This is a genomic window from Lachnoclostridium phytofermentans, assembly GCF_000733755.1.
GTDB classification, from domain to species: Bacteria; Bacillota; Clostridia; order Lachnospirales; family Lachnospiraceae; genus Lachnoclostridium; species Lachnoclostridium phytofermentans_A.
Genome location: NZ_JPOF01000003.1, coordinates 1,740,170 through 1,766,775, shown reverse-complemented (window position 1 = coordinate 1,766,775; position 26,606 = coordinate 1,740,170). Strand labels below are relative to the sequence as shown.

General features: G+C 36.2%; 24 protein-coding genes and 3 pseudogenes. 7 read left to right on the top strand and 20 right to left on the bottom strand.

The window, feature by feature from the left end:
• The 5 genes and pseudogenes from CC92_RS0113285 to CC92_RS0113265 all read right to left on the bottom strand — a co-directional run.
• A pseudogene (locus CC92_RS0113285) lies at nt 1-233 on the bottom strand (DNA primase); the annotation flags it as partial.
• Nucleotides 233-659: pseudogene (locus CC92_RS23640) on the bottom strand (DUF4406 domain-containing protein). The pseudogenes CC92_RS23640 and CC92_RS0113285, both read right to left, overlap by 1 nt.
• Nucleotides 646-995: pseudogene (locus tag CC92_RS23365) on the bottom strand (phage antirepressor KilAC domain-containing protein). Before CC92_RS23365 ends, CC92_RS23640 begins: the two co-directional pseudogenes overlap by 14 nt.
• A 37-nt stretch (nt 996-1,032) precedes the next feature.
• A complete protein-coding gene (locus tag CC92_RS23360) occupies nt 1,033-1,443 on the bottom strand; it encodes a Bro-N domain-containing protein (protein ID WP_081870269.1) in 411 nt (136 codons plus the stop codon).
• 75 nt (nt 1,444-1,518) lie between these two features.
• A complete protein-coding gene (locus CC92_RS0113265) occupies nt 1,519-2,004 on the bottom strand; it encodes an RNA polymerase sigma factor (RefSeq protein ID WP_029502434.1) in 486 nt (161 codons plus the stop codon).
• 541 nt (nt 2,005-2,545) lie between these two features.
• Between CC92_RS0113265 and CC92_RS21735 the strand changes: the two genes are divergently transcribed.
• From CC92_RS21735 to CC92_RS0113235, 6 genes are read left to right on the top strand one after another with little or no spacing between them, the layout of a single operon-like run.
• Complete coding sequence (locus tag CC92_RS21735; RefSeq protein ID WP_156037021.1) at nt 2,546-3,427, top strand: ABC-three component system protein; 882 nt, start codon at nt 2,546-2,548, stop codon at nt 3,425-3,427.
• Nucleotides 3,420-3,869: an ABC-three component system middle component 2 gene (locus tag CC92_RS21005; RefSeq protein WP_034218381.1), complete on the top strand. Its 450-nt coding sequence runs from the start codon at nt 3,420-3,422 to the stop codon at nt 3,867-3,869. The genes CC92_RS21735 and CC92_RS21005 overlap by 8 nt, the downstream gene beginning before the upstream one ends.
• 1 nt (nt 3,870) lies before the next feature.
• Nucleotides 3,871-5,709: an AAA family ATPase gene (locus CC92_RS0113250; RefSeq protein WP_029502437.1), complete on the top strand. Its 1,839-nt coding sequence runs from the start codon at nt 3,871-3,873 to the stop codon at nt 5,707-5,709.
• A 15-nt stretch (nt 5,710-5,724) separates the two neighbouring features.
• Nucleotides 5,725-5,928 (top strand): helix-turn-helix domain-containing protein, encoded by a 204-nt coding sequence (locus CC92_RS0113245; RefSeq protein ID WP_029502438.1) that lies wholly within the window; start codon nt 5,725-5,727, stop codon nt 5,926-5,928.
• Nucleotides 5,929-5,940: 12 nt separating this feature from the next.
• On the top strand, nt 5,941-6,714 hold the full coding sequence (locus CC92_RS0113240; protein WP_029502439.1) for a hypothetical protein: 774 nt from the start codon (nt 5,941-5,943) through the stop codon (nt 6,712-6,714).
• The gene (locus tag CC92_RS0113235; RefSeq protein ID WP_029502440.1) at nt 6,704-8,272 is read left to right on the top strand and encodes a hypothetical protein; all 1,569 of its coding nucleotides are present in this window, start codon (nt 6,704-6,706) and stop codon (nt 8,270-8,272) included. Before CC92_RS0113240 ends, CC92_RS0113235 begins: the two co-directional genes overlap by 11 nt.
• 47 nt (nt 8,273-8,319) lie before the next feature.
• On the opposite strand, the gene dcm (CC92_RS0113230) is transcribed toward CC92_RS0113235, so the two are convergent.
• From dcm (CC92_RS0113230) to CC92_RS0113210, 5 genes are all read right to left on the bottom strand, one after another.
• Nucleotides 8,320-9,288 carry a DNA (cytosine-5-)-methyltransferase gene (gene dcm / locus CC92_RS0113230; protein ID WP_029502441.1) on the bottom strand — a complete coding sequence of 323 codons (969 nt, stop codon included), beginning with the start codon at nt 9,286-9,288 and terminating at the stop codon, nt 8,320-8,322.
• A complete protein-coding gene (gene dcm, locus CC92_RS21730; RefSeq protein WP_051650665.1) occupies nt 9,281-10,366 on the bottom strand; it encodes a DNA (cytosine-5-)-methyltransferase in 1,086 nt (361 codons plus the stop codon). Before dcm (CC92_RS21730) ends, dcm (CC92_RS0113230) begins: the two co-directional genes overlap by 8 nt.
• Nucleotide 10,367: 1 nt before the next feature.
• The gene (locus CC92_RS0113220; RefSeq protein WP_029502443.1) at nt 10,368-10,574 is read right to left on the bottom strand and encodes a hypothetical protein; all 207 of its coding nucleotides are present in this window, start codon (nt 10,572-10,574) and stop codon (nt 10,368-10,370) included.
• 245 nt (nt 10,575-10,819) lie between these two features.
• On the bottom strand, nt 10,820-12,223 hold the full coding sequence (gene rlmD / locus CC92_RS0113215) for a 23S rRNA (uracil(1939)-C(5))-methyltransferase RlmD (protein WP_029502444.1): 1,404 nt from the start codon (nt 12,221-12,223) through the stop codon (nt 10,820-10,822).
• A gap of 183 nt (nt 12,224-12,406) precedes the next feature.
• Entirely contained in the window at nt 12,407-13,354 is a 948-nt protein-coding gene (locus CC92_RS0113210; protein ID WP_029502445.1) for a 3'-5' exoribonuclease YhaM family protein, read from the bottom strand.
• 334 nt (nt 13,355-13,688) lie between these two features.
• On the opposite strand from CC92_RS0113210, the gene CC92_RS0113205 reads away from it, so the two are divergent.
• A complete protein-coding gene (locus CC92_RS0113205; RefSeq protein WP_034218382.1) occupies nt 13,689-14,570 on the top strand; it encodes a GNAT family N-acetyltransferase in 882 nt (293 codons plus the stop codon).
• Between the two features lie 202 nt (nt 14,571-14,772).
• Here CC92_RS0113205 and CC92_RS0113200 read toward each other — a convergent pair whose 3' ends face one another.
• The 10 genes from CC92_RS0113200 to CC92_RS0113155 form a co-directional block, all read right to left on the bottom strand.
• Complete coding sequence (locus CC92_RS0113200) at nt 14,773-16,134, bottom strand: S1C family serine protease (RefSeq protein WP_029502447.1); 1,362 nt, start codon at nt 16,132-16,134, stop codon at nt 14,773-14,775.
• A gap of 205 nt (nt 16,135-16,339) precedes the next feature.
• A complete protein-coding gene (locus tag CC92_RS0113195) occupies nt 16,340-17,743 on the bottom strand; it encodes a HAMP domain-containing sensor histidine kinase (protein ID WP_029502448.1) in 1,404 nt (467 codons plus the stop codon).
• Between the two features lie 47 nt (nt 17,744-17,790).
• Nucleotides 17,791-18,507, bottom strand: a complete 717-nt coding sequence (locus CC92_RS0113190) for a response regulator transcription factor (RefSeq protein WP_029502449.1) — start codon at nt 18,505-18,507, stop codon at nt 17,791-17,793.
• Between the two features lie 17 nt (nt 18,508-18,524).
• Nucleotides 18,525-20,915 (bottom strand): endonuclease MutS2, encoded by a 2,391-nt coding sequence (locus CC92_RS0113185; RefSeq protein ID WP_029502450.1) that lies wholly within the window; start codon nt 20,913-20,915, stop codon nt 18,525-18,527.
• Between the two features lie 554 nt (nt 20,916-21,469).
• The gene (locus CC92_RS0113180; RefSeq protein ID WP_029502451.1) at nt 21,470-21,970 is read right to left on the bottom strand and encodes a tRNA (cytidine(34)-2'-O)-methyltransferase; all 501 of its coding nucleotides are present in this window, start codon (nt 21,968-21,970) and stop codon (nt 21,470-21,472) included.
• Between the two features lie 152 nt (nt 21,971-22,122).
• Entirely contained in the window at nt 22,123-22,593 is a 471-nt protein-coding gene (locus tag CC92_RS0113175; RefSeq protein ID WP_029502452.1) for a chemotaxis protein CheX, read from the bottom strand.
• 213 nt (nt 22,594-22,806) lie between these two features.
• Complete coding sequence (locus CC92_RS0113170; RefSeq protein ID WP_029502453.1) at nt 22,807-23,967, bottom strand: aminotransferase class I/II-fold pyridoxal phosphate-dependent enzyme; 1,161 nt, start codon at nt 23,965-23,967, stop codon at nt 22,807-22,809.
• Nucleotides 23,964-24,446 carry an Lrp/AsnC family transcriptional regulator gene (locus CC92_RS0113165; protein WP_029502454.1) on the bottom strand — a complete coding sequence of 161 codons (483 nt, stop codon included), beginning with the start codon at nt 24,444-24,446 and terminating at the stop codon, nt 23,964-23,966. Before CC92_RS0113165 ends, CC92_RS0113170 begins: the two co-directional genes overlap by 4 nt.
• 60 nt (nt 24,447-24,506) lie before the next feature.
• Complete coding sequence (locus CC92_RS0113160; RefSeq protein WP_029502455.1) at nt 24,507-25,511, bottom strand: AIR synthase-related protein; 1,005 nt, start codon at nt 25,509-25,511, stop codon at nt 24,507-24,509.
• A 135-nt stretch (nt 25,512-25,646) separates the two neighbouring features.
• Nucleotides 25,647-26,606 carry a VanW family protein gene (locus CC92_RS0113155; RefSeq protein WP_051650666.1) on the bottom strand — a complete coding sequence of 320 codons (960 nt, stop codon included), beginning with the start codon at nt 26,604-26,606 and terminating at the stop codon, nt 25,647-25,649.

Genomic DNA, 26,606 nt, shown 5'->3' with positions numbered 1-26,606 from the left:
GGTGTAATCCATTCGGCTGGATTATCACTATGGTCATTGTCACAATCAAGAGGAACATTATCAGCTGTAATAAAATTGGAATTATTACGGTAATTATCCTTATATGCAGCCGTCACATGGTCATACTTCATTGCTACGTTCATAGCAGCCTCATCCGTAATAATATGTTTATTTGGATAAACACAGTTAGACAGACTGCCAACGCAATCTGCCGTATAAATCGTTAATCTCATTACTGTTCCACCTCCTGCAATTCCTCAGTAAAATATCTGATTTTCTTTCTCATCTTACCTGCCAATTCAATCTCTTCTGACATCCCGGACGAAATACTGCTGCCAAATACCCATAATTCATCACACTTACCGAGAAAAACCTTATTCATAAACATAGCAAGACCTCTCTCGTGTTTTCCGAAATGTACTGTGGCAGTAATAGATGTGGAGCAAGTGGAATCGTATTTTTGGCTACAGCAAAACGGGAATACATCCTTGCGTTAGCTGTGTTTTTATCAATATCCCCGGCATATGGACTGCACACATACACCATAGGTCGGAAAGCGCGGCCTTTCTTGCCGCACGCTCTTCCTTTTCAATTTTTGTTAAAGCCTCAAATACAACCGGGTCATAATAACCCTCTGCGTTAAATTTATCTATCGCCATAACTTTCCTCCTGTTCCATTGTAGGTAAAATACCATCTGCCTTTAACAGCCCATAAATGAAAAGGCGGCCTGCTTGTGTCCAATAAGTATGAAAGGCTGTGTGCATCGAGCCATCACTACCGGGATAACTGTGTGTCTTGGTATTGGTATAACCCATCTCGGCATACTTCTGATACAATAGCCATATTTTATTGCCCTGTTTGTACTGTACTCTTTTTCGTGAAGATACTGATTCATACGATTAGCGCTCCAACCATAATCCTTTGCAATAACAGAGATTGCTACAAGGTCTTTACAATTAAGCACCACATCGTAATAACTGGCTTTTGGTTTCATCTCACAATCTGCTGATTCTGAACAGCTACAGTTTCCATTAAAGCTTCATTCTTGCACGCTCTTCCTTCAACTCTGTAAGTGCTGCAATCAGCATGTCTGGGTTATTCAACACCCTCATTACTGCGTAAATACCATGTCTACGAATAGCAGGGAGAACTTCACTTGTAACCCAGCGTTTGAACTTTTTAGCAGTCGGTAGCTTACTCGAAAGAATAAGGCTGTAAAGACCGGACTCATTGATAACCGTTAAATCTTGGATTCCACCAAGGGTGTCGCATTTTGCTACCCCCTTATCTTCATCATCAACGTGCTTTGCCAGAGCATCTCTTGGATTGCTGTACCCTAAAATAACAGCTATGTCTTTACCCACAAAATATGGCTCACTATCAATAGCAATTGTGCGAACAGAGCCAAATTCCGCATTCTTAAAAATCTGTAATTCGCTCATAAGAATTACCTCCTGTAATTTATTTGAGGTTGACCCTCTACCTGTTAGCCTTGGGAGGGGGCAGATTGGACAGTTTTAGAAAAATTCTTTAAATTTTTTCTTGGCTCTCTGTAATCGTTTATAGACGGTATCTCTCTTTTCTCCTGTGGTAGCTGCATATTCTTCCGGTGTCATATCATCCAAACACATGGCAATTATGACCTCTGCAAAATTAGGCTTTAATACAGCACGGATTCTTTGGCACAAATCCTCGTATTCATATTTGCGAGTACGTTCTTCTTCCTGTGAGTAATCCCCAACAGTATCCAAGCCATCACTTTCATCAGCATCTTCATCATCTTTTCTGAACTGCTTTTTTAAGTTCCCACGATGACGGTCAAATTTGTGCCAGTTGTTGTATTCAGGCTTATTAAACTTCTCTTCAAAAGCATCCTGAATCATCGTTTCCTTCTCTTCTTGAGTGAGATTTTCTCCTCCTTCCAAAGACAGGCTGACCCACATTTCTTCGCTGTTAACCTCCACAGTTTCATACTTTTCTTCATAACGAATCTTCAACTTCATTCTCTTGTCCTTTCCGCCTGATTCTCAGCGGAAGGGCAAAGGGTACAAAAATGGCCGGTGCTTTAGAAGTACCGACCATCTTGCCTGAAAAAGAGCATAGGAAAATAAGGGTACTTCTATCGTACCTTCCACAGCTTGTACTGTGGTTGGCTCGATATTTGTATCCCAATGCCCTATAGCTAATCAGGCCTTGTGATATTGATTGTTGTGAATATCACTATCTACACATGTTCAACAGTTCTGATTTTTGAATGCACACACAAAATTTACAAACGCAAATTTGAACTTCTGGTAAAATGTACATTTTTGTGATATACTTAATAAAGCGAGTTACACTTACACATGTTTGTAACTTCCACTATCTACATTTTAGTATTTTTCAGAAGTCTTTTTCGGAATTGCACGGAAGCAATCGGAAGGGTTCGGAAAATCGAAAGGAGCAAATAAATGCTGTTTAAAGACTTTGCACAAATTCTTTACAATAATTGTGCTGGTACGGATTCTCAATACCAGTATTTTTCTGCTACTTTTTGATAGCATTATGAGGGATCCTTCTACCAAGGAAGAATTAGCACAAGAAAAGAATGATAAATACAATCCTTTTGATTCATTACAACAAGACACCATTGAAAGGCTATTTCGTGGTGGAAATCTTAATGTAAAAAAATTAAGAGTGGTATATCAGAAGCGTGATACCAATAAGTTTGCAAAATACATACAACAATTTGATGAGGATACACAGCTTAACATCGAAAAAGATATTAAAAATCACCTTCCCCAGTTTAATTCTGAAGAAGGTGATATCGGGTATGCTTGTGCAGATTTGTTTGTAGCAATTCTTCATGACCAAATTGACGATGAACCTATTATTAAAGATACTAAAGATAAAATTAATAATGCTGACGAACTGAGTAAAAGTTTTTATTACGACCCTAGAGATAACAAAATACATATTGACAATACAATTATAGAATTACCACCTCAACTACTACCTCCGGAAGGAATAGCGGATGAAGAAGGATTTTATATTGCTCAACTTCTCAACGCATACGCAGAAGCTTTAGGAAGTTCCAAGATTACAATTGACGATGTTCCATCTTTAAAACGTAAATATAGAGATAATTTTGAGGAACAACGTATCAATTATTACAGTGCTATTCGCATAGATAGAATTTTACGAGAATCTTTTGCTAATCCAGATATAGAAATGAAAACGTGGAAATCTGAAACATACGATTATATAAGTGATACCCTTCGTGACGAATATGATAACGGATTTAAACGCTTAGTCGAAGTTCTCAAGACAGTGATTCATTGTAAAACCACATCTGTTGTTGACCAATGCGAACGTCTTATAGGTCCTAAAGAGAGAAAGGGCGTATGCCATTTATTAGAAATAGATTGGACGGATGATTATGAATAATATTTTCAACTCTACATTCGAAATATCACTTCGTATTCTTCTTACACTATATGTAAACGAAAAAAATATGACAAAGGACAGCATTGTTGCTTCTGATTTTATTACAATTTACGCTGCCGACTTTGGTGTTGGAACCATAAATTTACATGGTGTAAACGAGTTTAATTTTTCGGAATATGCAGTAAGACGAGAGCAGGTATCCCTTGCTCTTAAAGAATTGTTACTTAACGAAGAAGTAACTCTTCACACATCAGCAGATGGATTCACATATTCCATCACAGATAAGGGGATTTCTATTTGTGATGAAATGACCACTCGTTATGCTGCTGATTACATCAACTTGGCATATAAAACAAAGGAATTTCTTACTGATAAGAACACAGTAGAAATTGTCGACATCCTTAACCACTTTGCCTTAATGCCAAGAGAAAGGAATCAATGATATGGAATTTTATATAAAGGAAATTATTGCTTCTGGTATAGATAAAACTACATCCCGTGTATCATTAAATCCCGGATTAAATATTATCTGTGGAGCATCCGATACTGGTAAGTCTGCCATCTTAAAGTCTATTAAATTTTTGATGGGTGGAACTAAGCCTTTTGGGAAAAAGAAAAATGGATATGACACCTTCACCGTAACTTTGCAAACATTACAAGGGGCTATATCTCTCACTCGTAAAGTCGGAAAGAATGTTATTTCCGTCAACTCTGAAGTGAAAGGAATTTCAAGTGGAGATTATGATGTGAAATTTGATACAACAAAAGGAAATTCTCGCCCTGTAATACAATCTCTTTGGCTTAAGCTATTAGGTATAAATCAGGATGTGCAGGTTCTCTACAATAAAGACGGCGTAAGAAAGCATCTAACCATGCTTCGTATTCTTCGCTCATTTTATCTTAATGAAGATGATATAGATGACCCACATTCTATTATTACACCTGAAAAACAAAACTCCGAGAAGGTTTATTTTCTCTCTTCTCTGTTATATTTGATTACTGGAAACGACTTCTCAGAACATAATGAGCAAGATTCTGATAAAATATCTGCTGCAAAACGAGGTGCTATCAAAGATTTTGCACATAACAGAATTGTGGAATGGTCACAACAACGAGAAATTTTGGAAGAAACTCTTCATAGTCTTGATGAAATCAACGTTGAAGAAGAGATAGACAAAGCGATTGACAGATTAAATGAGGTCGAGGGATCCCTAAATAATGCTTTAACCGAATTATCAGCTATTGTATCTGCTATAACAGAATGCCAAGACAAAGCTTCTGAACATAGCTTGATTCTCAATCGATACCAAGCATTAAAAACACAATACTCCTCTGATATTAAACGCCTTACCTTTATTGCTGAAGGCGAAAAAATCAGAGCAAATATGCCTAAAACCGAGAATTGCCCATACTGTGCTACTCCAATAAAAAGAATGCCCTCTATTAATTATACTGAATCTGCCAAAAAGGAACTTTCTCGTATAATTGTTCAAATGCAGGGATTGGAAAAAAGCGAAGCACATATTAACGCAGAACTTTCCGATATAAAAGAGCAAATTCATAATTTGGAAACTAAACGTTCAGATCTTCAAGGTTTAATTGCAGACAAATTAAATCCGGAAACTACTTCTTTAAAAGAAAAAATCCGACAGTACAGACAATATATTGAGTTGCAAAAGTCTTATTCCTTAATTCAAGAATTTTCCAAAAAATTAGAGGATGCTGTCGTTTTGGAAACTGAAAAGAAAGACTCCGATACACTCAAATCTGTATATAAACCAAGAGAACATTTTCCAGATAATTTTGCAATTGATATGGCAAACTATGCCAATGAAATTTTTACAGAGTGTCATTATCGTGGTTTTAATACAGCAGGGTTTGATATGGGTAAATTTGACTTGCTTGTTAATGGTGACTTTAAATCTGACAGTCACGGCAAAGGGTATCATTCCTTTATCAATACAGTGGCTGGTTTATCACTACGCCAATACTTTATCGAAAAATCAAAATATAATCCCGGTCTATTTATCGTTGACACACCTCTTCATGGTTTTGATGAAGGTGTAACGGAAGATGACAAAGAAAGTATGAAATTTAATCTATTTCAATATTTCATCAATCACTGTGATGTTGGGCAAACAATTATTGTGGAGAATAAAAGAAATTTACCTAAAATCGACTTTGAATCCGCTGGAATTAGGATTATTGATTTCACACATGATAATTATGTGAGTGAATTCAAAGATAGTCGTTATGGTTTCCTGTTGGATGCAAGGGAATAAAATTGGAGGAATACAATGCGAATTAGTTATAACAAATTATGGAAAATGCTAATTGACAAAGAAATGCAAAAAAAAGACTTGCGAGAACTTGCAGGCATTAGTTCTGCTTCTATTGCCAAGCTGGGCAAGGGAGCAAATATATCAACGGATGTCCTTTTAAAGGTATGTACCGCCTTAGATTGTAAGGTAGAGGACATCATGGAAACAATCAAGGATTAAGGAGGCACCGTTATGGCAAGAATTATTGGAGACAACAGTGATGGTTTCGCTAATGAAACTGAAATAATTAACTATATTAACAGTAAGCAATATTTTGAAAATCTTAATGGTAATATGCAAGAGTTTATTTCGTTTTTATTCGAATGTGATGACTTATATGGATGTAAAATGTATGCATCGAAACCCACCGGCATGGTTAAACCAGATATTGCAATTAGGATTGATAATGTAACCAAATACATCAGCGTGAAAAAAGGTGCCGGAAATAGTGTCCACCAAGAAAAACTTCCTGTATTTGAAAATTATCTTAGAAATTGTGGAATGGAAAGTAGAATTATTGCGTATCTTAAAGAATTTCACTATGGAGATGGTTCTACGGATGGAAATGGTGGCAATAGAATTAGCGCAAGTGAATGGATATCTTCAAACTATTCAAAGGTAGTATCTATTAATCACGCTTTTGATAATACCGATTTTTTAGTCAGTTTCTTTGATAGAGTCTTATTTGTAGGTAACGTATCACCTGCACCAACTGTTGATGCAATTTTTCACGGCAATATAAATAACGCTTTATGGGCTAATCGTGACGAAATTATTGATTATTTGCTTGAACAAAATAACACTTCCACAACTATACACTTTAGTAATTTAAATTATCAAGTATGGAATCGAAATTTAAACTATAATCCAAACACTGCTGACAGACGCCACGTAATGCAAATAAAATGGGCAAGTTTAGGAGATGACTTAAGCAGAATAAGGAGGTATGGAAGATATGGCAGATAATTCACACGGTACTAATAATGAATTAGAAATGTCAAACTATCTTGACGGAAAAAAATTCAAAGACTTAAATCTTACAATGAAGGAATTTATTAAATATATATGTGCTACCAAAGATATTCCTTACACCGACCAAACAGAAATATCTGCTACATATGTTAAGAATAATAAATTGAAACAAGATATTTATATTACCATAAATAATCAAAAGATGGGTGTAAGCCTAAAGATGGGATCTGGCAATTCATGTCATCAAGAAAAAATTGAAGACTTTATCTCTTTCATAAAGTCTGATTGCCGTGCCACCGATGAAATATGCAATCTTTGGCGTTTTTTCATATGGGCGGACGGAACCCTTGATGGAACAGGTTCAAAAGATAAAGATTCATCTGGTAAAATAATTTGTCGCTTTGATGCTGCTGGGTTCAAGAAAAAATATCCCGAAAAACGAAAAACACTTCAATCATTTATTGACAATAATAAGGAGACGCTTATCAATCGTGCTTTATTCGTTGGAAAATATAATAGTGATGTTGATTTTGTATATCACGGTACATATAGACAAGGGCGTTGGATTTCTAAAAAAGAAGTTATCGATTTCCAGATAAATCATGCACCGTCTTCTAACCGTGCCTGTTTTAGATTAGGCAGCTTAACTATTCAAGCATGGAATGTATCTTCAAAGGGTAATACAGAGCATAAACGTGGTGAGATTCAATTAAAATATGGTTCTATGAAGGATGACTTTGATGTTCTTATGAAGGACAGTGCAGATACAGTTGGCACATTCCTCGGTGATTTAGAAGAATATGGATTGAGTCAAATACTAAATAAAAACAAAGACAATCCGATGTGGAAAACTCTCCTTCCCGATGTTGATGACTTTTCACAATATTACCTTATAAAAGTATCTTCAAACCAAATGTCCTCACTTAGTGGTAAAAAAGTAAAAACAAAGAGCGATGCATACGTTGTTAAAACTACTTTAAGCCATGAATTTCTACTAAGCAAAGAATACATTCTTGACGAAAACGATATTCAAGATTTTACGTATGAGATACAGCACGGCACAGGTATATCAATAAAAATGAAAGAGTCCAAAAATTATACCTACCAAAAGCTCACGAAGAACTCTTTTTGTAAAGCGTTTGAACATATTCCTGATGTTGAATTTTGGCTTATATCGCTTCTGATATACAGTGCTGACAAAGAGAGATTTAAAAATCCGATAATTATATCAGATTTGGGCTATACAGTTGATATGTATCTTGAAAAAGTAAATTCACTTATGCATATAGAAATAGCTACAACTGACAATAGTGCATTTTGGGATAGAGTTCGAAAATGTGCACAGGTAAAAATTAAGCAAGAAATAAAAGGAAATACAGAATTAGAAGAAAGTATTTTTACAGGAAAACATTGGTTTCAATCACCGTATCATGCCGATTTTATATACGAGGGTGGTATCTTGAAGAAAAATGAGATTACTGATTTCTCAATCACAACTGGTTCTGGTAGAAGTAGCAGGAAGTATACAATTGAAATCACCCCTACAAAATAGGCAAAGGGAGAAGTGTTGGATAATTTCCAAACACCTCTCCCTTTTGACTATTCATCAGCTTTCAGTATTTTTACTATTTCTTCTGAAATATCTTTAACTATAGGTACTATTACACTATTACCGATTTGTTTATAACTTTGATGAAAGTTTTCTTTTATTTGATAAGTATCCGGGTATCCCATAATCCTTAAACACTCTCTTTCAGTTAACTTTCTCATATCTTTAACAACAACCGGAACATTGTTTCCTCCAGTTCCCATTTTCGCTGTTAAGCAAGGCGAAATTCCATCACATCTAAAATTGCACCTTGATTTTCTGACCTCATTTGCAATCAAAATATGATTAGAATCAAACCTCGTGCTATTCTCAAATGCCTTAACATGAGTGAGAATATTATCCTTACAGGTATTTGTAACAGTATAGTCAGATGATGCACTGCCCTCGATAAGGCTATCCAAAGTATATTTTAGTGGTTTATTTTCTGGAAACTTAAACTGAAATTCTTCAGTTATGTGTGGGAATTTTTTCTTATCGAACCCCACACAATACCATCTTGCTCTGTTTTGTGGGTATCCAACATCCTTTGCATTAATTACCCTAAAAATTGGCACATAGTCTATTTCCTTAAGGCAATTAACAATAGTTTCTATTGTATTCCCACCATCGTGATTACAAAGCCCTGCTACATTCTCCAAAAAGAATGCTCGTGGTCTTTTCTCTTTTAATATTCTAAGCACATCAAAAAACAAGGTTCCTCTTGTGTCCTCAAATCCAAGCCTTTTTCCTCCAATGCTAAAAGGTTGGCAAGGAAATCCCGCACATAAAATATCATGGTCTGGAATGTCTTTTTCATCTATTTGGGTAATATCTCCAGTTGGATATTCACCAAAATTCATCTTATATGTTTCTCTTGCATATTTATCTATATCACTGGAAAATACGCATTCGCAACCCCAATGTTCCAAGGCAACTCGAAAACCTCCAAGACCACAAAATAAATCTATAAACTTAATCATTTGCCATATACTCCTTATACATTTTTTCTAATATACCTGCTATAACAGGTGGACTTACAGCATTCCCCGATTGTTTATACATCTGAGTGGCACTCATTCCGGTATTTCTTATGTTGCTAACAAACTCTTTGCTAAATCCTTGTATATAAAAATTTTCAACAGGAGTAATCTTGCGTATTTTCTTTTTGCCAGAATCCGTCACAAGTATTTTTGTTGAATCAGCCCTCGCTAAAACTGTTGGCGAAATACCTTTTACAGAGTAAACTCTTCTTTGTCTTTCTAAATCATTGTGTACTTCTCTTGGCAAATCTATAATTTTTATAATCTTTGTCTGTCGTACGATATCCTCATCAACATCCACATCATCTAAATATTCTGATATCTTTTCTGTGTCAAAGAAAAAAGTAGCGTCGACATTCTCTTGCAAAATATCCTCAATGCATTTTTGCTTATTCTTAAATGAAACTCCATCAAAGAAATTAAATCCCTTAAAATCGGTTTCATTTAACTCCTTCTTTAATTTGTCGGCCTTGACACTCCTATTATCAGGTAAATACTTCTCTGTCTTTCCATTATAGATACCACAAATATAAGTTCTATCTCTGTTTTGTGGAACTCCAGCTTCTGATGAATTTAAAACTGTAAAATCTACAGAATACCCTATTTCATTCAGTGTATTTAAAATTGTTCTAATAGTAGCAGTTCCATCATGACTAATTAAATTTTTTACATTCTCAAGTAAAATGTACTTGGGTTTCTTTTCTGATAATATTCTCGCTACTTCAAAAAACAGAGTCCCTCGTATATCTTCAAAACCTTTTCTTTTTCCTGCAATACTAAATGATTGACACGGAAATCCAGCTAAAAGTAATGTATGGTCTGGCACGTCCTTTTCATCTACAAGTTTAATATCGCCGTGTAAATTCTCATCTCCAAAATTTGCAATATACGATTTCTTTGCAAAAGAATCTATTTCTGATGCAAGTACAATTTTAGAATTAATATTTGCTAATTTTAAACCTTCCTCGAAACCTCCAATCCCCGAAAAAAGTGAAACCACATTAATCTGTTTTTTCATACTATTTATCCTTTCTCAGAGTTGATTTTGTTTCCTCTTTGTCTTCAACTTTCAAAATCAGCTGTGAATTTATTTTATCGTAGTATACTTTAAATCTACTTTTTCCTTTTTCTACATCGAGATTTTCTAAAATACTCTTTGGCATTCTAATTCGCATATCTTGCTGTAATACATATGTATCAAGATAGATTAAATCTTTTTCATCCATAGCAGCATCTCCTTCAGCCTTATTTTAGTCTAATTATAAACTATTTTTAGTCTAATTTCAAGTTATAATGTAATTTTTCTTTAACAATCCTATCTCCACAACCTATCCCATCTCAATCCTGTCAACTCAACCTTACAACTTAACAATCGTGGATATGTTTGGTTATGGCACACAAAGAAAAATCCGAGAGCCGAGGTTCTAACCCCAACTCTCGGAAATCCCTTTATTTCAAGCCTTTTTACACACTATTTCTCAACCCTTGACATCAATACTACCGTCTCAACGTGAACCGAATGTGGGAACTGATCCACCGGTCTAACCTTCTTAAGTTCATACCCATGCTCGATCAGATACTTTAAATCCCTAGCGAGTGTTGCCGGGTCACAAGATACATATACAATCCTGTTAGGCTCCATCGTGGCGATAGTCTTTAATAAACTTTCCTCGCAGCCCTTTCTAGGAGGATCAACAACAATTACATCTGCATGGATTTTCCCTCCGCTTACTTGATATTGCTTTGGAAGCACCTCTTCTGCTGCACCTACAAAAAACTCTGCATTGGCAATGTTATTTAATTTTGCATTGGATTTTGCATCTTCTATGGCTTGCGGAATAATCTCAACGCCATATACCATCTTTGCCTTCTTTGCTAAGAATAAAGAAATTGTTCCAATTCCACAGTATAAATCCCAGACAAGCTCATTCCCTGTTAGTCCAGCATATTCAAGCGCAAGGTCATACAATTTCTTTGTCTGTACCGGGTTTACCTGATAAAAGGATAATGGGGAGATTTGATACTTAATATCACCGATATAATCTGTGATATAGGTAGGACCATAAAGTGGGATAATCTCCTCTCCTAAGATAACATTTGTCTTCTTTGTATTCTTGTTAAGGCAAATACTCGTCACCTTAAATTTTTTTGGAAGGTTCGGGCACGCTAAAAGTTGGTTTACTAACCTTTCACTGGCTGGTAACTCTTTGCCATTAATAATCAAGCAAATCATAAGTTCTTTGGTAGTAAATCCAACTCGAAGTAGAATATGTCTTACCAATCCTTGATGACTTTCTTCGTTATAGATGCTGATATTCTCCTGCTTCAAAAAATTTCGAATGCAAGCGATGATAGGTTCGGTACTTTCATCACCAATATGGCATTTTGCCGTATCAATAATGGTATGAGTTCTCCCTGCGTAAAATCCGATGACTATTTCACCGTCAGAACGCTTCCCAACTGGAAATTGTGCTTTATTACGATAGGAATATGGATTCTCCATACCGACAATAGGCTCCATCGGTGGATGGTCAATGCCACCAATTCTTTTTAAACAATTAAGAACCTTATTTTGCTTATAGCGTAATTGCTCTTCATAGGATAATTGTTGAATCTGACAACCACCGCATTTTGAAGCAATTTCACATCTTGGAGTCACTCGATAAGGAGACGGGGTTATTATTTGCTCGATACGGCCATAACCATAGGTTTTCTTTGTCTTCATTACCTTAACAAGAAGTTCATCTCCTACTACTGCATCCTTTACAAACAGAGTGAATCCATTTACTTTTCCGATACCTTCCCCATCTGCACCGATGTCTTCTATCCTAATTGGCACGACTTCATTCTTCCCTGGTATTTTAACCTGTTCCATATCTTACTCTCTCTTTCTATAGCAATTACACGTGAGATTTATAAAGTATTCTAGTGTATCGGAATTGCTATTACACCCAACTTATTAAATCCGCTTTTACGCAAAAGAAGTTTGTGCCAAAAACTTAGATGGCACAAATCTTCTAATAAACTTTTTTTAATCTATCTATATACAGAATATCATTTATTCATAATCCGAAGATCTTCTTACATTAGAATCGAATAAGCGTTGGAATCCAAGCCAATCATTCTTATCCTCATCTCCTGTTAAGATTTCCTTCATCGTCTGTAGCTTTGCATCCAAATTATCTGCCATGCTAAGTGCTAACGCTTCCATAAGCGCTGGCTTCTTTGGTGAGCCATATTCCAGTTCACCATGATGAGCTAAAATACAATGCATGATTTCACTTGCCATCTTCTTAGGGAAACCAGGAATTGTTTTCATTCTTTCATTTAACTTTGCGGTTCCGATAAAGATATGACCCAGAAGATTTCCTTCATCCGTATAATCATTCTCTGGGAAGCTAGAGATTTCTTCTAACTTTCCAAGGTCATGGAACATCGCAGATACCAACAATAAGTCTCTTTGAATTATTGGATAGTTGTCTGCTAGATAATCGCACAAACGTACCACTCCTAACGTGTGCTCTAGTAACCCACCCATAAAACCATGATGTACACTCTTTGCAGCGGAGTGTCTCTTAAATCGCAATGCGAAATCCTTATCGTCAACAAAAAAACTCTGTGCTAATTGCTTTACATGTGGTTCCTTCATTTTGTCTATATATCTTAGTAGCTCTTTATACATATCCTCTACATTCTTATCGGTAGATGGCATATAATTCGCAGGATCATATTCACCTTCCTGGCATTTTCTAACACGTTTTACATTAAGCTGTAAGGAGCCTTGAAAACTTGTCACTTGCCCTTCGATATGTATATAATCCATGGTATCAAAATGTTCAATTCCAGGGCCCAGTTCCCATACCTTAGCGTCTTTTATTCCGGTTTTATCTTGTACTAATAAAGAATAATAGCTTTTCCCAGCTTTCGTTTTTAAAATTTGAAGTTGCTTACAAAGATATGTTTCCTTAAACATCTCTCCGTCTCGTAACTCACTTAAATATCTCATTTTACTACCTAGCCTTTCTATTCTAGAACACAACTGCGATTGAAATTAACTCTTACTTCAACCTCTTATTTTCTATTATACCCCACTGAAGTCAATATATAAAGTGTGAAATACTAGAACTCTTGTAGATTTTACTTCTATATTTGGGAAAAGATTATTTTTTCTGCTATCTGATACACCTTAAACTTTTTTCTAACCCTCCTTTGAGGTTTCCACTTTTATTTCCTTGTGTTAAAATCAGTATAGGATTTTCACTAAATTGAATATTCCTTAAGAACAGAAAATCTAAGAGATCAGGTTTATAATCATAGATAAAATCAGAAATGAGGTCAGTATGGAGTATAAGGTTAATTATCAAGATGACGCAGTACTAAGAAGTAGCTTTCATGCATTAACCCAAAAGGTATTTCATTTTCAACTAAAGGACTGGTACGACAACGGGTATTGGAGTGAACTATATGAGCCACATTCCATAATAGAGGGTGATTCCGTAATAGCTAATATTTCTGCTAATCACATGGCTATGACAATCCATGGGACGAAAAAGAATTTTCTTCAAATCGGTACCGTAATGACGGATCCTTCCTATCGCAACCAAGGTCTTAGCCGTAAACTAATGGAATCTATTTTAGAGAAGTATCTTAGCAAAGTGGATGGAATCTATCTCTTTGCTAATGACAGCGTGCTCGACTTTTATCCGAAGTTTGGATTTACAAAAAGTAAGGAATCTGTCTATCGTTATCATATAAATTCCTCAAAATCAGAGCAGAAACTTAATAAAGATTTAAAACCTCAAAAAGTGAATATGTCTGAGGATAAGAGCCGTAATGCTCTTCTAAACGTGATGAAACATAGTATACCAAATGAAGCCTTCTCCATGGATAATTTCGGTCTCATGGCATTTGGGTTAACAGGTCCATATTGTGATAACATCTACTATTTATCTGAACTAGATTGCTACATTGTAGCCACGATTCATGATGAAACTCTATTTCTTCACCAAATTATCGCTTCAAAAATTATCGAACCGAAAGACATCGCACTATACTATCGTGACACAATTAAGGTAATAGAACTAGGATTCACTCCTTTTCACACCTCTTTCTATGAAGTATCCGCTTACAAGGAGGAGGATAGTACCCTATTTATTCTTGGTGAAGATTTACTTGAAGTAGAACGTTTCAACGTGCGTTTCCCAGAGTTATCTCATGCTTAAGGATAGCATTTTTTTGCGATATTGGAGGGGGGATACCCCATTCGATTTGGCAATCTGTTTCTGATTACTGTAATAATTATTTTATGCAATAACTTTTACAAATGAGGCAAAAACAAGCTTTAGGAGAATAAAACAATGAAAAACCGCTCATGTGATTGCTTAATTATCGCAATTACATGAGCGGTTTTAATCTAAAACGTAATTATTCTTTTATATCCAAAACAACCTCAATACTCTTTTCTGAAAGTTCTTGCTTAACTTTTCGCTGTACCACAACCGTTACTTTTTCTTTCGGCTTATAGTTATTTAAAATACTCGTAAAATTAGACATCATGGAAACTGAGAATTCATTAATCTGAGTAATAATATCTCCTTGCTTAATTCCTGCAGTAAACGCTGGGGAATCAGCACGTACTTCTGTTACATAGATTCCACCTGTTAAATGAAAGGACTGTAATACATCTTGCGGAATATCTTCACCAATAATGCCGAAATAAATTCGTTCCGTTTTATTGGCCAGTTTCTCAATGATTGGTTTTAACCTGGAGATTCCAATCACTGTACTGACATCTGGATTTGATTCATCCTTCATTGTTTGGGTCATGATACCAATAATCTGACCTTCTGTATTGATAATTACTCCATCACTGTTACTATTTATATTCAAATCGGTATGAAATATATCAAGACGATTGTCCATAATATAATAATAACCACCTCTACTGCAGATCATTCCAATCATCATCGATCCACTATATCCATTTGGTTTACCAAGTGCAATCACCGGTGCACCAAGAGTAATGGAATACGACTCTCCAAGCTCTGCAGTCTTAATTGTTGTCAATTGCTGTGGAGTGATCTCATTTAATTTAACTGCAACTACTGCTAAGTTATAATCTTTATCATAAGACCATAGTTTACCAGAAACGGTAAACCCGGCATTAAACGTTACCTCTAAATCACTGGCACCATTAATCTTATCTAAATTTGTTAAGACTAGTAGCTCTGCATTATTTTCACCAATAATAATACCAGTAGTAGTACGTTTGGTTTCATAAGTTTCATCAAACCAATCCACTCGATTTTCTATAGCTGTTACTACAGCCAATCCACTCGTAGCTGTATTAGCAACCTTCTTTAATTCAAATAGCATACGTTCATAATCTTCTATGGTTGCTTCTATTTTTTTCTCAACAACCGTCACATCTTCTCCGTTTTCCTTATCTGGAGTTTGAGTTACAGCTGCAGTCGGTTCTGGTGTTGTACTGATACTCGGTGTTACTGTAACATTCCCTCCTGTATTATTGGCACCAGTATGATCCTCTGGCCCCTCCGATGGGAAAGTAATATGCTCCCTTTCTGTCGTATCAATTCCAAGCACCTTAATCCAAAACTGATCGGATATTATGAATACATATCTTGCCACCAATCCAAAAATAATTGCGAGAACCACAGCAAAGATTGAGGCATATGCCATTTTCTTTATCTTGTGCTTTCTCCTCGGTACTACTTTCTCCTGAATAAAGCGATACTCTTTCTCAGGTTCAGGTGTCTTTGTTTCCATATGTGATCTCCTTACGCATACATAAGTATCAATTGTGCCCGTCTTATCATTCTAGCACAGACTTATGAACTAACTATGAAGAATCTGTAAACAATAAAACTATGATTTCTGGGTATTTCACTGTATTTTGACATTATTACCAAGCAAGCGACTTTCCAATCGTCTTTATCGTCAGATCAAGGTCTTACCCTTGTCTTCTATAAAACTAATAATCAGTTCTTTGAAGAGAAAAAATAAATTCCGTACCAACACCCTCTGTGCTAACTACATTAATATTTTCGTTATGCGAAATAATAATTTCTCTTGCAATCGATAGTCCGAGTCCAGTTCCTTTCTTGTCTTTTCCTCTTGAGGAATCTGTCTTATAAAAACGTTCCCATATCTTTTTAATACTATCTTTCGGAATTCCTATTCCGTGATCCTTCACTGATATTAAGACTTTTGAGCCCTTTTCTTCCGTCGTCAACTTAATTGTAGAATCTACATTACTAAACTTAATCGCATTATCAATCAAGTTATAAAGGACCTGTTGAATCTTATCGATATCCGCATCGACAAAAGTTTCCTTTGCAGAAAATAGAAGATTAAGTATAATACGCTTCTTTGTACATTGTCCTTCAAAGGTAGCCGCTGTTTTACGTATGACAGAATTGATATCAAAGGAAGAAATATCGAGTAAAGTCCCTTTATTATCAAAGCTATTTAACGCTAATAGGTTCGTTGTAAGCTTTGTTAAACGTTCCGTTTCAAATAAAATAATATCAAGATATTTATTTTGCATTTCGTATGGTATTGTTCCATCTCTCATTGCTTCCGCATACCCTCTGATTGAAGTAAGAGGAGAACGAAAATCATGAGAAATATTAGCTACAAACTTCTTCTGATAATCATCCAAATTCTTAAGCTCGTCTGCCATGTATTTGACGCTATTTGCTAAATCCCTGTACTCGTCATTCGTCCGTATCTCCATTGATTCATCAAAGTTTCCTTTTGCATATTCACTACAGACCTTTGTAATACGACGTACCGGGAATACTGTAATATAGTAAATAATGAAAAAAATTATTAATAGTATTATTAAAAATACTAGATAACAGATATTAACAAAGTCGATATAATAAATACTTTCACTACGGATACTATCCATCGGGATATGGATACAAACATACCCTTTAATAGAATAGTTGTAAGGAATACGAACAACTACACTAAGCATAGGTTCTGCAAATATCCCCTTAAAATATACGTTCTCAGAAAATGTCTGTTCCAAAAAATTAGCATCCAGATTTGTAATATTCATCCCTTTTGCATTACTTCGTGTATCTGCTACTACAAGACCGTCTTTGCTGACAATCCAAATACGAGTACCAAGAAAATTATCAATTGCCCGCAGCTGTTCCACCATCTCAGAATGAGATAACTTTAAGGAATAGTACGCTGTAGCATAATCAGACGCAATGATTGTTGCCTCATCATATAACTCATCCTTTTTTCGATCAATCAGCTTCTGCTCCATAAATTTAACCCCAACGGTATTGAGAAGCAAAAACATTGAAATTGCAGAAAAGCAATAGCATAGAATTAGTTTTACAAATGCTGTTCTCTTCATAGCATCCTCTATTCTGGCGCTTTAACGCCCTTCACCAACGTTAATGTCTAGTTTTTTTTCACTTCAAATTTATATCCAATTCCCCATACAGTGGAGAGTCTCCATGAAATATGATCCTTGATCTTCTCGCGTAAACGCTTGATGTGAACATCCACTGTTCTTGTATCTCCAATGTATTCATATCCCCAGATGTGATCTAGTAACTGTTCTCTTGTGAAAACTTGATTAGGGTGAGAAGCAAGAAAATAAAACAACTCTAATTCTTTTGGTGGCATCTCTATGGAATCTCCAAAGTATGTTACCGAATAATTCGATTGATTTATTACAAGATCAGGATAAGAAACAAAATCCCCCTGTTCCAGCGCAGTAACCTGCTCTGTTGCTGACTGCGCTGGTACCGCACGACGAAGCACAGCTTTTACTCTGGCTACTAACTCCTTGGTATCAAAAGGCTTAATCATGTAATCATCTGCACCAAGTTCAAGTCCTAAGACCTTATCAAAGATCTCACCCTTTGCCGAGAGCATAATAATAGGCACTGCGCTGGTTTTTCTAACTTCCCTGCAAACTTCATATCCATCAATACCCGGTAACATCAGATCCAAGAGTATTAAATTAGGCTGATATTCCCGATACTGCGTAATCGCCTCTTCCCCGTCATAGACGATTTTGGTATCAAAGCATTCCTTTATCAAATACAATGAGATTAACTCTGCGATATTAGCATCGTCATCTACAATTAAGATTTTTTGCTTTGTTGCCATACTTACCTCCTCCCAGACTATTTAAACTCTACAATGGTAACCCCATGGTCACCTTCACCAAAGCCACCAACTCGGTAGCTTTTCACGTAATTAGTTCTCTTTAAATGTGCATGAACTGCTTCTTTTAAAGCACCTGTTCCTCTACCATGAATAATGGTTATCTGTGGCAGGTGCGCAAGATATGCATCATCCAGATATTTATCAACGATTGGAAGCGCTTCATCCACACGTTTTCCAATAATATTTATCTCCGGGCTAATGGACATCGATTTACTCATACGAATCTTGCCGCTTTGGGTCTTGGTCGACTCTTTAACAACTATAGTCTCTTCCTCGATTAACTCTAAGTCCGAAATATTTACAAGAGAGCGCAATATACCCATTTGCACATATAAGTCTCCCTTTGCATTCGGAAGAGTACTTACAGAGCCCTTTAAGTTTAAGCTAATAACATGGACGGAATCACCAACCTTAAAGTCGGAAGGCTTATGTTGTTTGCGATTCTTCTTTGTCTTAGATGCTAGACTAGAATTCGTATCTCCAAGCTTTTCACGTAAAGCTGCTCGTTCATTTTCCATTTCTTTGTTATTGGCTCCACCAGCGCTCCATTTATTATACTTACGAATCGTCTCATCTGCATAATCTTTTGCTTCTTGTAGAATCGTTCTAGCCTTTTCATTGGCTTCTCTTAGGATTCGATCTTTTGCAGCATCAATCTTTGAATTCTTCTCCGTTAGTTTTCGTTTTAGATCTTCCACTTCTTTTTTATAACGCTCTGCCTCTGCTTTATCCTTCTCCATCGCAATACGACTAGCCTCTAAATTGCTAATCACATCTTCAAAGCTTTCATCTTTTGTGCCGATGAATTCTCTTGCTTTTTCAATAATATAATCAGATAATCCAAGTTTAGAGGATATCGCAAATGCATTACTTTTACCTGGTATACCAATCAATAAACGATACGTAGGCTGCAAGGTTTCTATACTAAACTCACAACATGCATTGGAAACTCCCTCCGTTGAGAGAGCAAATATTTTTAATTCGCTGTAATGAGTGGTTGCCATAGTACGAATCTTTCTTTGATGCAGGTAACTAAGAATTGCCATCGCAAGAGCTGCCCCCTCTGTTGGATCTGTACCAGCACCAAGCTCATCAAATAGTACCAAGGAATTCTCATTCGCACGTTCTAAAATAGACACGGTATTGGTCATATGAGAAGAGAAGGTACTTAAGCTTTGCTCAATGCTCTGCTCATCGCCAATGTCTGCATATACTTCCTCAAAAATTGATAATTCAGATCCGTCAAATGCTGGAATGTGTAACCCTGCCTGACCCATTAACGTAAACAAGCCGACTGTTTTTAACGATACGGTTTTACCACCAGTATTTGGTCCTGTGATCACTAATAAATCAAATTTATCACCAAGGTAGATATCAATCGGAACAACCTTCTTTGGATCAATCAGTGGGTGTCGTCCCTTTTTAATATTAATATAGTGCCGAGTATTAAAATGTGGCTGACTTGCTTTCATATTCTTTGACAGCTGTGCACGCGCAAAGATAAAATCAAGTTCTGCAAGCGTAGTTTGATTATACTTCAGATTATATTTCTCTGTGGCCACCAGATTACTTAGTTCGGCAAGTATCTTCTCAATCTCTTCCTGCTCTCTTATTGCAAGCTCTGCAAGTTCATTGTTTAACTTAACAATCGCCATCGGTTCAATAAAAGCAGTGGAACCAGTAGAAGACTGGTCATGCATCATCCCTTGAAAAGTATTCTTATATTCCTGCTTAATTGGAAGGCAATATCTACCGTTTCTCATCGTAATAATAGCATCCTGAAGCATTCCCTTAGTAGAGGCAGAATTTAAGATACTTCCAAGCTGTTCATGAATCTTATCGTTCGTTAATTTTATCTGCCTTCTTACACTCTTTAATCCTGGGCTTGCATCATCTGCAATTTCTTCTTCCGAGATAATACAACGTCTGATTTCATTATTGATTGGAGATAACGGTTCTAATAATCGGAAACGCTCAGATAAGGTATCCTGAGCTACTTCCTCCGCTTCCTCGTTGTTTTTTTGATTATATCCGTAATTTTTAGCTCTTAGAGTTGCTGTTAAAATAGAGCTGATTTTTAATAACTCACCTGCTCCCAAAGATGCACCAATCTCTAACCTTATCAAAGTATCTCTGATATCTGGTATTCCAGAGAAAGAGAGTGTACCTTTTGCATACAGTCTTGTTAATGCATCTGTTGTCTCTTGTTGCATCTGAACAATATCTTCTAGCTTCGTAAGAGGCAATAGCTGATGACACTTTTCACGCCCAAGAGACGAACCTGCAAGAGCGCTTAGTTTTTCTATTATTTTATGATATTCTAATGTACGTAACGCTTTTTCGTTCATAATAACTCCCATCTGTGTGCTTTAGCACAAACAAATTATATGTTGAAAAACTTCCTTTTGCTTTTCAACCTAGCTCCCAAAGGTTTGCACCAGTGATAAGTTGGTACAAATTGTTAATCCCCCTCATTGCCACTGATCAATGCTTCAAATTCATTTGAAGTACACAACGAAATAGGTACTCTTATTTTACTATAGTTTTTGGAAAAAGTAAAACAACTCTATTGCTATTTGATTATTTAAGTATCTGATAATTTAAAGCTCTTCCTTCTTACAATTTGGTCATTCCTAATAATAAAAAAGCACGTACTTTCCCTTTCTATAATAAAACAAAGGATACGATAAAGGAAGGAATATAAAGCTAGTACTTTATAGCTTTATATTCCTTCCCTTATCGTATCCTATTTTCTAATAAAAATTTCAGTATTCTAAAGGACTACTTTTTTATATTCCCTCTTGCATATCCTACTTACTGAGCCATTTGCCATTCACCATTATCAGCATTCTTTTGTAGAACTAATTCTCTCCTCAAACAAAACATTACCTATTTCCGTAACTTACTTTGCTTCCTCCCAAGAATGATGATGTAAGTTACCGAGTAGACGCATATGGTCAAAGTTTTGCTGTCTTAATGCCTCATATAATACAATTGCAACAGAATTAGAAAGATTTAAAGAACGGATTTCTCCAATCATTGGGATGCGGATGGAGGTATCTTTATTCTCTAGTAAGATTTCTTCTGGTATTCCTGCACTTTCCTTACCAAACATAATAAAGCAGTCTGGTTCGTAAGAAACTTCTGTATAGACGTGTCTTGCTTTTGTAGTTGCCATATAAATTTTTGCATTTGGATTTCTTTTTATAAAATCTTCATAGTTTTCATATACAGTAACATCTAAATCCTTCCAGTAATCAAGACCCGCACGCTTAATTTCTTTTTCATCTAAGCGAAATCCAAGTGGCTCTATTAAGTGGAGCTTTGTTCCAGTCGCAACACAAGTTCTACCTATATTTCCTGTATTCGCAGGAATTTCTGGCTCAAATAATACAATATTCATAGTGTTATCCTTTCAAAAAACATTTACGGGTGCTTCCATTAAGGTAGCACCCGAGTTGTTATATCCTTTTCTTTGCGTTTCACACCTTCTTATTTTGTATCTAATATACATTAGTACAAAATTATAAAAAACTTATACTTTCAAAGTTTTCCTTAGTTACCTTTGATCGCAACGTTAATTTCAATTGTATTACCATTCTCATAAATGAGTGGAATACAGATATTTGCAGCAAAATTGTTTGTAAACTTCACAGTTCCTGTACACATTGTAGGAGGTGTAATATCTACTTCAATACCCTTTGTAGAAAATACAGTTGCTGTATTACCTAAAATCATGTTGCATAGCTCACAAATTGCACTCTTAGACAAATCATCAAGTTCGGTTAAGCTCATCATACACATCTTTGATGCAATATCGAGTGCTACTCTATCTTCAAAACTTAAGATAACCTGACCACTCATCTCCCCAGTTACTCCAAGCATGATAAGTAATGCCTTATCTGCAATTACTGCTTCTTTTGTGTATGGCTTACCTACTTTGGCATCAATCATTACCATGTCTTTCAGTACTTTAGTTGCCGCTATTAAAAAAGGATTTATATAGTCTGCGCTTATTACCGCCATTTTCCCTCCTATGTATCAACACGTTTTATCCATACAGTAGAAATACGCTTGATGCTATCCTTTTGGTAACAGTCAAAAAATAAGCAAATCACATAGACTTAACACTAAATCCGAAGGAAGACGTGGTAAGTTATGTGAGCTTATTCTCTAGAATGTTCCGTTCTTCCTTCTATTCTATCACATTTTGGAATATATTATCAACTTATTTTCACATTAACTGTGTTTTTTTACAAATCTATCCATTCTTCCTAATGCTTCTTTTAAATTCTCTATGGAATAAGCATAGGAAATACGAAGGAAACCTTCTCCGCACTCTCCGAAAGCTGTACCAGGTACAACAGCTACCTTTTCCTCCTGAAGTAAAGCATTTGCAAACTCATCACTAGTCATTCCAAGATTCTTAATACAAGGAAATACATAGAATGCACCAAATGGTTCAAAACATTCTAACCCCATCTCGCGTAAAGCATTTACTACATATCTTCTTCGTTTATCATAATCCTCGCGCATCATCTGAACATCCGGATCACCCGCACGAAGTGCCTCTACTGCAGCATACTGACTTGTGGTAGGTGCACACATGATAGCAAACTGATGGATCTTTGTCATCTGTTCGATAATGTTACTTGGACCAGCTGCATAACCTAATCTCCATCCAGTCATTGCATAAGATTTAGAGAAACCATTGATTACAATTGTTCTTTCTTTCATACCAGGTAAACTAGCTATGGATACGTGCTTCGTACCATACGTAAGCTCGCAATAGATTTCATCCGATAGAACAAACAAATCTTTTTCGATAACTACCTCTGCAATTTCCTTTAATTCCTCTTCGGTCATAATAGCACCCGTCGGATTATTTGGGAACGGTAATACAAGAACCTTGGTTTTGTCTGTGATAGAATCTAACAATTCTTGTTTTGTCAATTTGAATTGATTCTCGTGCTTTAACTCAATAATTACTGGTTTCCCATCTGCTAATAGTACACATGGTAAGTAGGATACATAACAAGGCTGTGGAATTAATACTTCATCTCCTTCATCTAGCATAGCACGTAGAGCAACATCAATAGCCTCGCTACCACCAACTGTAACTAATACATCATGACGGTAATCATAGGTTAAATTACATCTGCGATATAAGTAATTGCAAATCTCTTTTCTAAGTTCAATAAGTCCGGAATTTGAGGTATAAAAAGTCTTACCCTTCTCTAACGAATAAATACCCTCCTCCCGAATGTGCCAAGGGGTATCAAAATCTGGCTCTCCCACACCAAGTGAGATAGCATCTTTCATTTCACTAACAATGTCAAAAAATTTACGTATTCCGGATGGTTGTATATTTACGACTTTATTATTTAATGGATTTCTCAAGGTGTAATCAGCATCCTTTCATCTTCTATTTCATGCACTAGTGGCATACCATGCTCTTTATATTTCTTTAATACAAAGTGTGTAGCTGTACTAAGAACCGCCTCCATAGGGGCGAGCTTACTAGATACAAAGTTCGCTACCTCACGCATACTCTTACCATCAATAATGACAGTAAGATCGAAACCGCCAGACATTAAATACACTGACTTTACCTCATCAAATTTATAGATACGTTCCGCGATACGGTCAAAGCCTTGCCCTCTTTGTGGAGTAACTTTTACTTCGATCAAAGCAGTAACCTTCTCACTTTCGGTTTTATCCCAGTTAATCAGAGTAGGATACCCACAAATGATGGATTCTGCTTCCAAGTCCTTGATCGTGGCCGCGACTGCTGCCTCCTCGGCGCCTAGCATCACCGCTAGTTCTTTGGCAGTTAATTTACTGTTCTTGTCAATCGCTTTCAAAATCTTCTCTCTCATGTTAATCCTCTCCTTTACTAAAAGTCAAAGGGAAGTTTATTCTCCCCCTCGCTACTAGATCTAATCATATAGACCCTTATATATCTCATCTCCCTTAAAAGGTTCAAGATAACGTATTTCATCTTCTTTTCTTACAATTCGGTCTGTAGTATTCGTGGTTTTCCCTATCACAGAAGCTTCAATTCCCTTCTCTGCTAATGCCTCTATCAGTGCCTCTCCTTGTTTTGTTACAAACAAAGCACATCCACCAGAATATAGCAAATAAGGGTTTAGATCAAGAGCTTCACATACTTCTATTGTTTCCTGCCGTAGTAAGATAGAATCTAAGGAAATGTCCAATCCGCACTGCAACGAATCTCCTACTTCCCAGAGTGCTGCAAAGATACCTCCTTCCGACACATCATGGGCACAAATGATATCAAAATCCTTCGATATTTCCATTTCCTTTTGAATTGATAAGAGTTCACCAAATTTTTTACCACCCGCTAAAAAACTCTCCGTCAGGCGTTCTTTTAACTTTTCTTCCTGGGATTCGATTAAAAGCTTGGTTGCGGATAATCCAATATATTTAGACATTACGATTTGATATTCTTTTATGGAATCTTCTGTGGATTCCTGCCTATCCATCGTATCTGTTTGTTTACTAACTTTTCCTGTTGCATGAATCGTTACAGTATTTTGTGTTACTGCTGCACCAACCATTGTTTCTCCAGATAACACTGGAATCGAATACAATGTACTCAATCGATTCAATTCTTTACTATATCCTTTTAGCTCCTGTTCATCTGCATAACTTCGCAGTGTTAAAGCTACAGATAATGCAATCGGCTCTCCACCTTTTGCATAGATATTATTCACTGCACGGTGGAAAACTGATTCTATAAGTCCAGGCTGATTTCCTTGCATAGAAGCTGTTGCAAAAAGCAAATCAGTATTATCATCAAACTTAAGTCTTCCTGCATCCAGACTAATCACGGGTGTATTTTTTTGCTTTGTTCCACTATTTTTTAATAATTTTAAAACAGAACGTTTTAAAATTACTTCACTTATCTTTCCCGTTTTCATATCTTTCTCCATTCTAATCACGTACTTTCCAATAAGCAATTTGCTAGCTGCTTATGAAAGACAGTAGGATTAAGCGCTATTATACAACATCCAAGAATTACTTTCAATAAATACTTGGAAAATTTCTGATGCAAACTATTTTATCCCTATGATTAGATATTGAGGAGACGCTTCATATGTGCTTGTACTTAATAAAATGCGATCGATAAGCTCTCCTTGATAGTGGATTAAGCGATATAATTCAACTTTATAACCATTATGGGCAGACTGAGTCACTTTCACATAGTTTTTGGGTTGATTTTTATCATAAGTAACAACTGCAGGCCCTGGCTCAATTGTCTCAAGAATAATAGACTCATAGGAAACCTTTCGATTATTTTTATCTCTCGTTTCCATCCCACGGATACGCACGGTTAGTCTGCCGGAGGGGTCAACGATTGCTTCAATTACAATCGGTGTTTCCAAGGTATTCTGAAAGCAAAAGTCCATATAATCCCCAGCAATGGCTGCATCTCTGCCAAGTTCTACATAGCTTACCGTCATCGAGTGAGGATGCCGTTCTGTAATTCTTAATTCGGCTCCAAGCACGGCATTATATAGCGTGGAAGACACCTGGCAAACTCCTCCACCAATTGCATTGACAACTCTTCCATCTTGATAAGTACCTGCATCCTCATATCCATTTTCCTTTGTAATCGGGGAAATAGCCCCAACAGTTGAAAATACCTCACCAGGGTTTACAACTTTTAGATTTAGTTTTTTAGCAGCATTTACGATATTATTTTTTCTCGCCTTTGCTGAATTGTAAAAGTAGGTCGTATACTGCCCCAAAATCGCATCTGCATCGATTTCTACATCTCCTGGCTTTATTGGAGTTGTATTTTCCGTAATTGTTTCTTTGCCTTCCTCCGAATCAAAACTGGTGGTCGGTGTAACCGTTTCTGTATTTGGCGTAATGGTAGACGCTTCATTAAGTAAAGCCCCATCCAAAGTATGATCTTGTTCCTTTGGTGGGGCTTCATTATTACAACCTACACAAATAATTACCGTCAAACATAGTAATACGAACATAAGGACATTTTGTTTCATTTTCAT

What these genes read in the sequence shown, in the direction of transcription:
- CC92_RS23360 (WP_081870269.1), bottom strand. Translation starts at nt 1,443, where the DNA reads ATGAGCGAATTACAGATTTTTAAGAATGCGGAATTTGGCTCTGTTCGC.
- CC92_RS0113265 (WP_029502434.1), bottom strand. Translation starts at nt 2,004, where the DNA reads ATGAAGTTGAAGATTCGTTATGAAGAAAAGTATGAAACTGTGGAGGTT.
- CC92_RS21735 (WP_156037021.1), top strand. Translation starts at nt 2,546, where the DNA reads ATGAGGGATCCTTCTACCAAGGAAGAATTAGCACAAGAAAAGAATGAT.
- CC92_RS21005 (WP_034218381.1), top strand. Translation starts at nt 3,420, where the DNA reads ATGAATAATATTTTCAACTCTACATTCGAAATATCACTTCGTATTCTT.
- CC92_RS0113250 (WP_029502437.1), top strand. Translation starts at nt 3,871, where the DNA reads ATGGAATTTTATATAAAGGAAATTATTGCTTCTGGTATAGATAAAACT.
- CC92_RS0113245 (WP_029502438.1), top strand. Translation starts at nt 5,725, where the DNA reads ATGCGAATTAGTTATAACAAATTATGGAAAATGCTAATTGACAAAGAA.
- CC92_RS0113240 (WP_029502439.1), top strand. Translation starts at nt 5,941, where the DNA reads ATGGCAAGAATTATTGGAGACAACAGTGATGGTTTCGCTAATGAAACT.
- CC92_RS0113235 (WP_029502440.1), top strand. Translation starts at nt 6,704, where the DNA reads ATGGCAGATAATTCACACGGTACTAATAATGAATTAGAAATGTCAAAC.
- dcm (WP_029502441.1), bottom strand. Translation starts at nt 9,288, where the DNA reads ATGATTAAGTTTATAGATTTATTTTGTGGTCTTGGAGGTTTTCGAGTT.
- dcm (WP_051650665.1), bottom strand. Translation starts at nt 10,366, where the DNA reads ATGAAAAAACAGATTAATGTGGTTTCACTTTTTTCGGGGATTGGAGGT.
- CC92_RS0113220 (WP_029502443.1), bottom strand. Translation starts at nt 10,574, where the DNA reads ATGGATGAAAAAGATTTAATCTATCTTGATACATATGTATTACAGCAA.
- rlmD (WP_029502444.1), bottom strand. Translation starts at nt 12,223, where the DNA reads ATGGAACAGGTTAAAATACCAGGGAAGAATGAAGTCGTGCCAATTAGG.
- CC92_RS0113210 (WP_029502445.1), bottom strand. Translation starts at nt 13,354, where the DNA reads ATGAGATATTTAAGTGAGTTACGAGACGGAGAGATGTTTAAGGAAACA.
- CC92_RS0113205 (WP_034218382.1), top strand. Translation starts at nt 13,689, where the DNA reads ATGGAGTATAAGGTTAATTATCAAGATGACGCAGTACTAAGAAGTAGC.
- CC92_RS0113200 (WP_029502447.1), bottom strand. Translation starts at nt 16,134, where the DNA reads ATGGAAACAAAGACACCTGAACCTGAGAAAGAGTATCGCTTTATTCAG.
- CC92_RS0113195 (WP_029502448.1), bottom strand. Translation starts at nt 17,743, where the DNA reads ATGAAGAGAACAGCATTTGTAAAACTAATTCTATGCTATTGCTTTTCT.
- CC92_RS0113190 (WP_029502449.1), bottom strand. Translation starts at nt 18,507, where the DNA reads ATGGCAACAAAGCAAAAAATCTTAATTGTAGATGACGATGCTAATATC.
- CC92_RS0113185 (WP_029502450.1), bottom strand. Translation starts at nt 20,915, where the DNA reads ATGAACGAAAAAGCGTTACGTACATTAGAATATCATAAAATAATAGAA.
- CC92_RS0113180 (WP_029502451.1), bottom strand. Translation starts at nt 21,970, where the DNA reads ATGAATATTGTATTATTTGAGCCAGAAATTCCTGCGAATACAGGAAAT.
- CC92_RS0113175 (WP_029502452.1), bottom strand. Translation starts at nt 22,593, where the DNA reads ATGGCGGTAATAAGCGCAGACTATATAAATCCTTTTTTAATAGCGGCA.
- CC92_RS0113165 (WP_029502454.1), bottom strand. Translation starts at nt 24,446, where the DNA reads ATGAGAGAGAAGATTTTGAAAGCGATTGACAAGAACAGTAAATTAACT.
- CC92_RS0113160 (WP_029502455.1), bottom strand. Translation starts at nt 25,511, where the DNA reads ATGAAAACGGGAAAGATAAGTGAAGTAATTTTAAAACGTTCTGTTTTA.
- CC92_RS0113155 (WP_051650666.1), bottom strand. Translation starts at nt 26,606, where the DNA reads ATGAAAATGAAACAAAATGTCCTTATGTTCGTATTACTATGTTTGACG.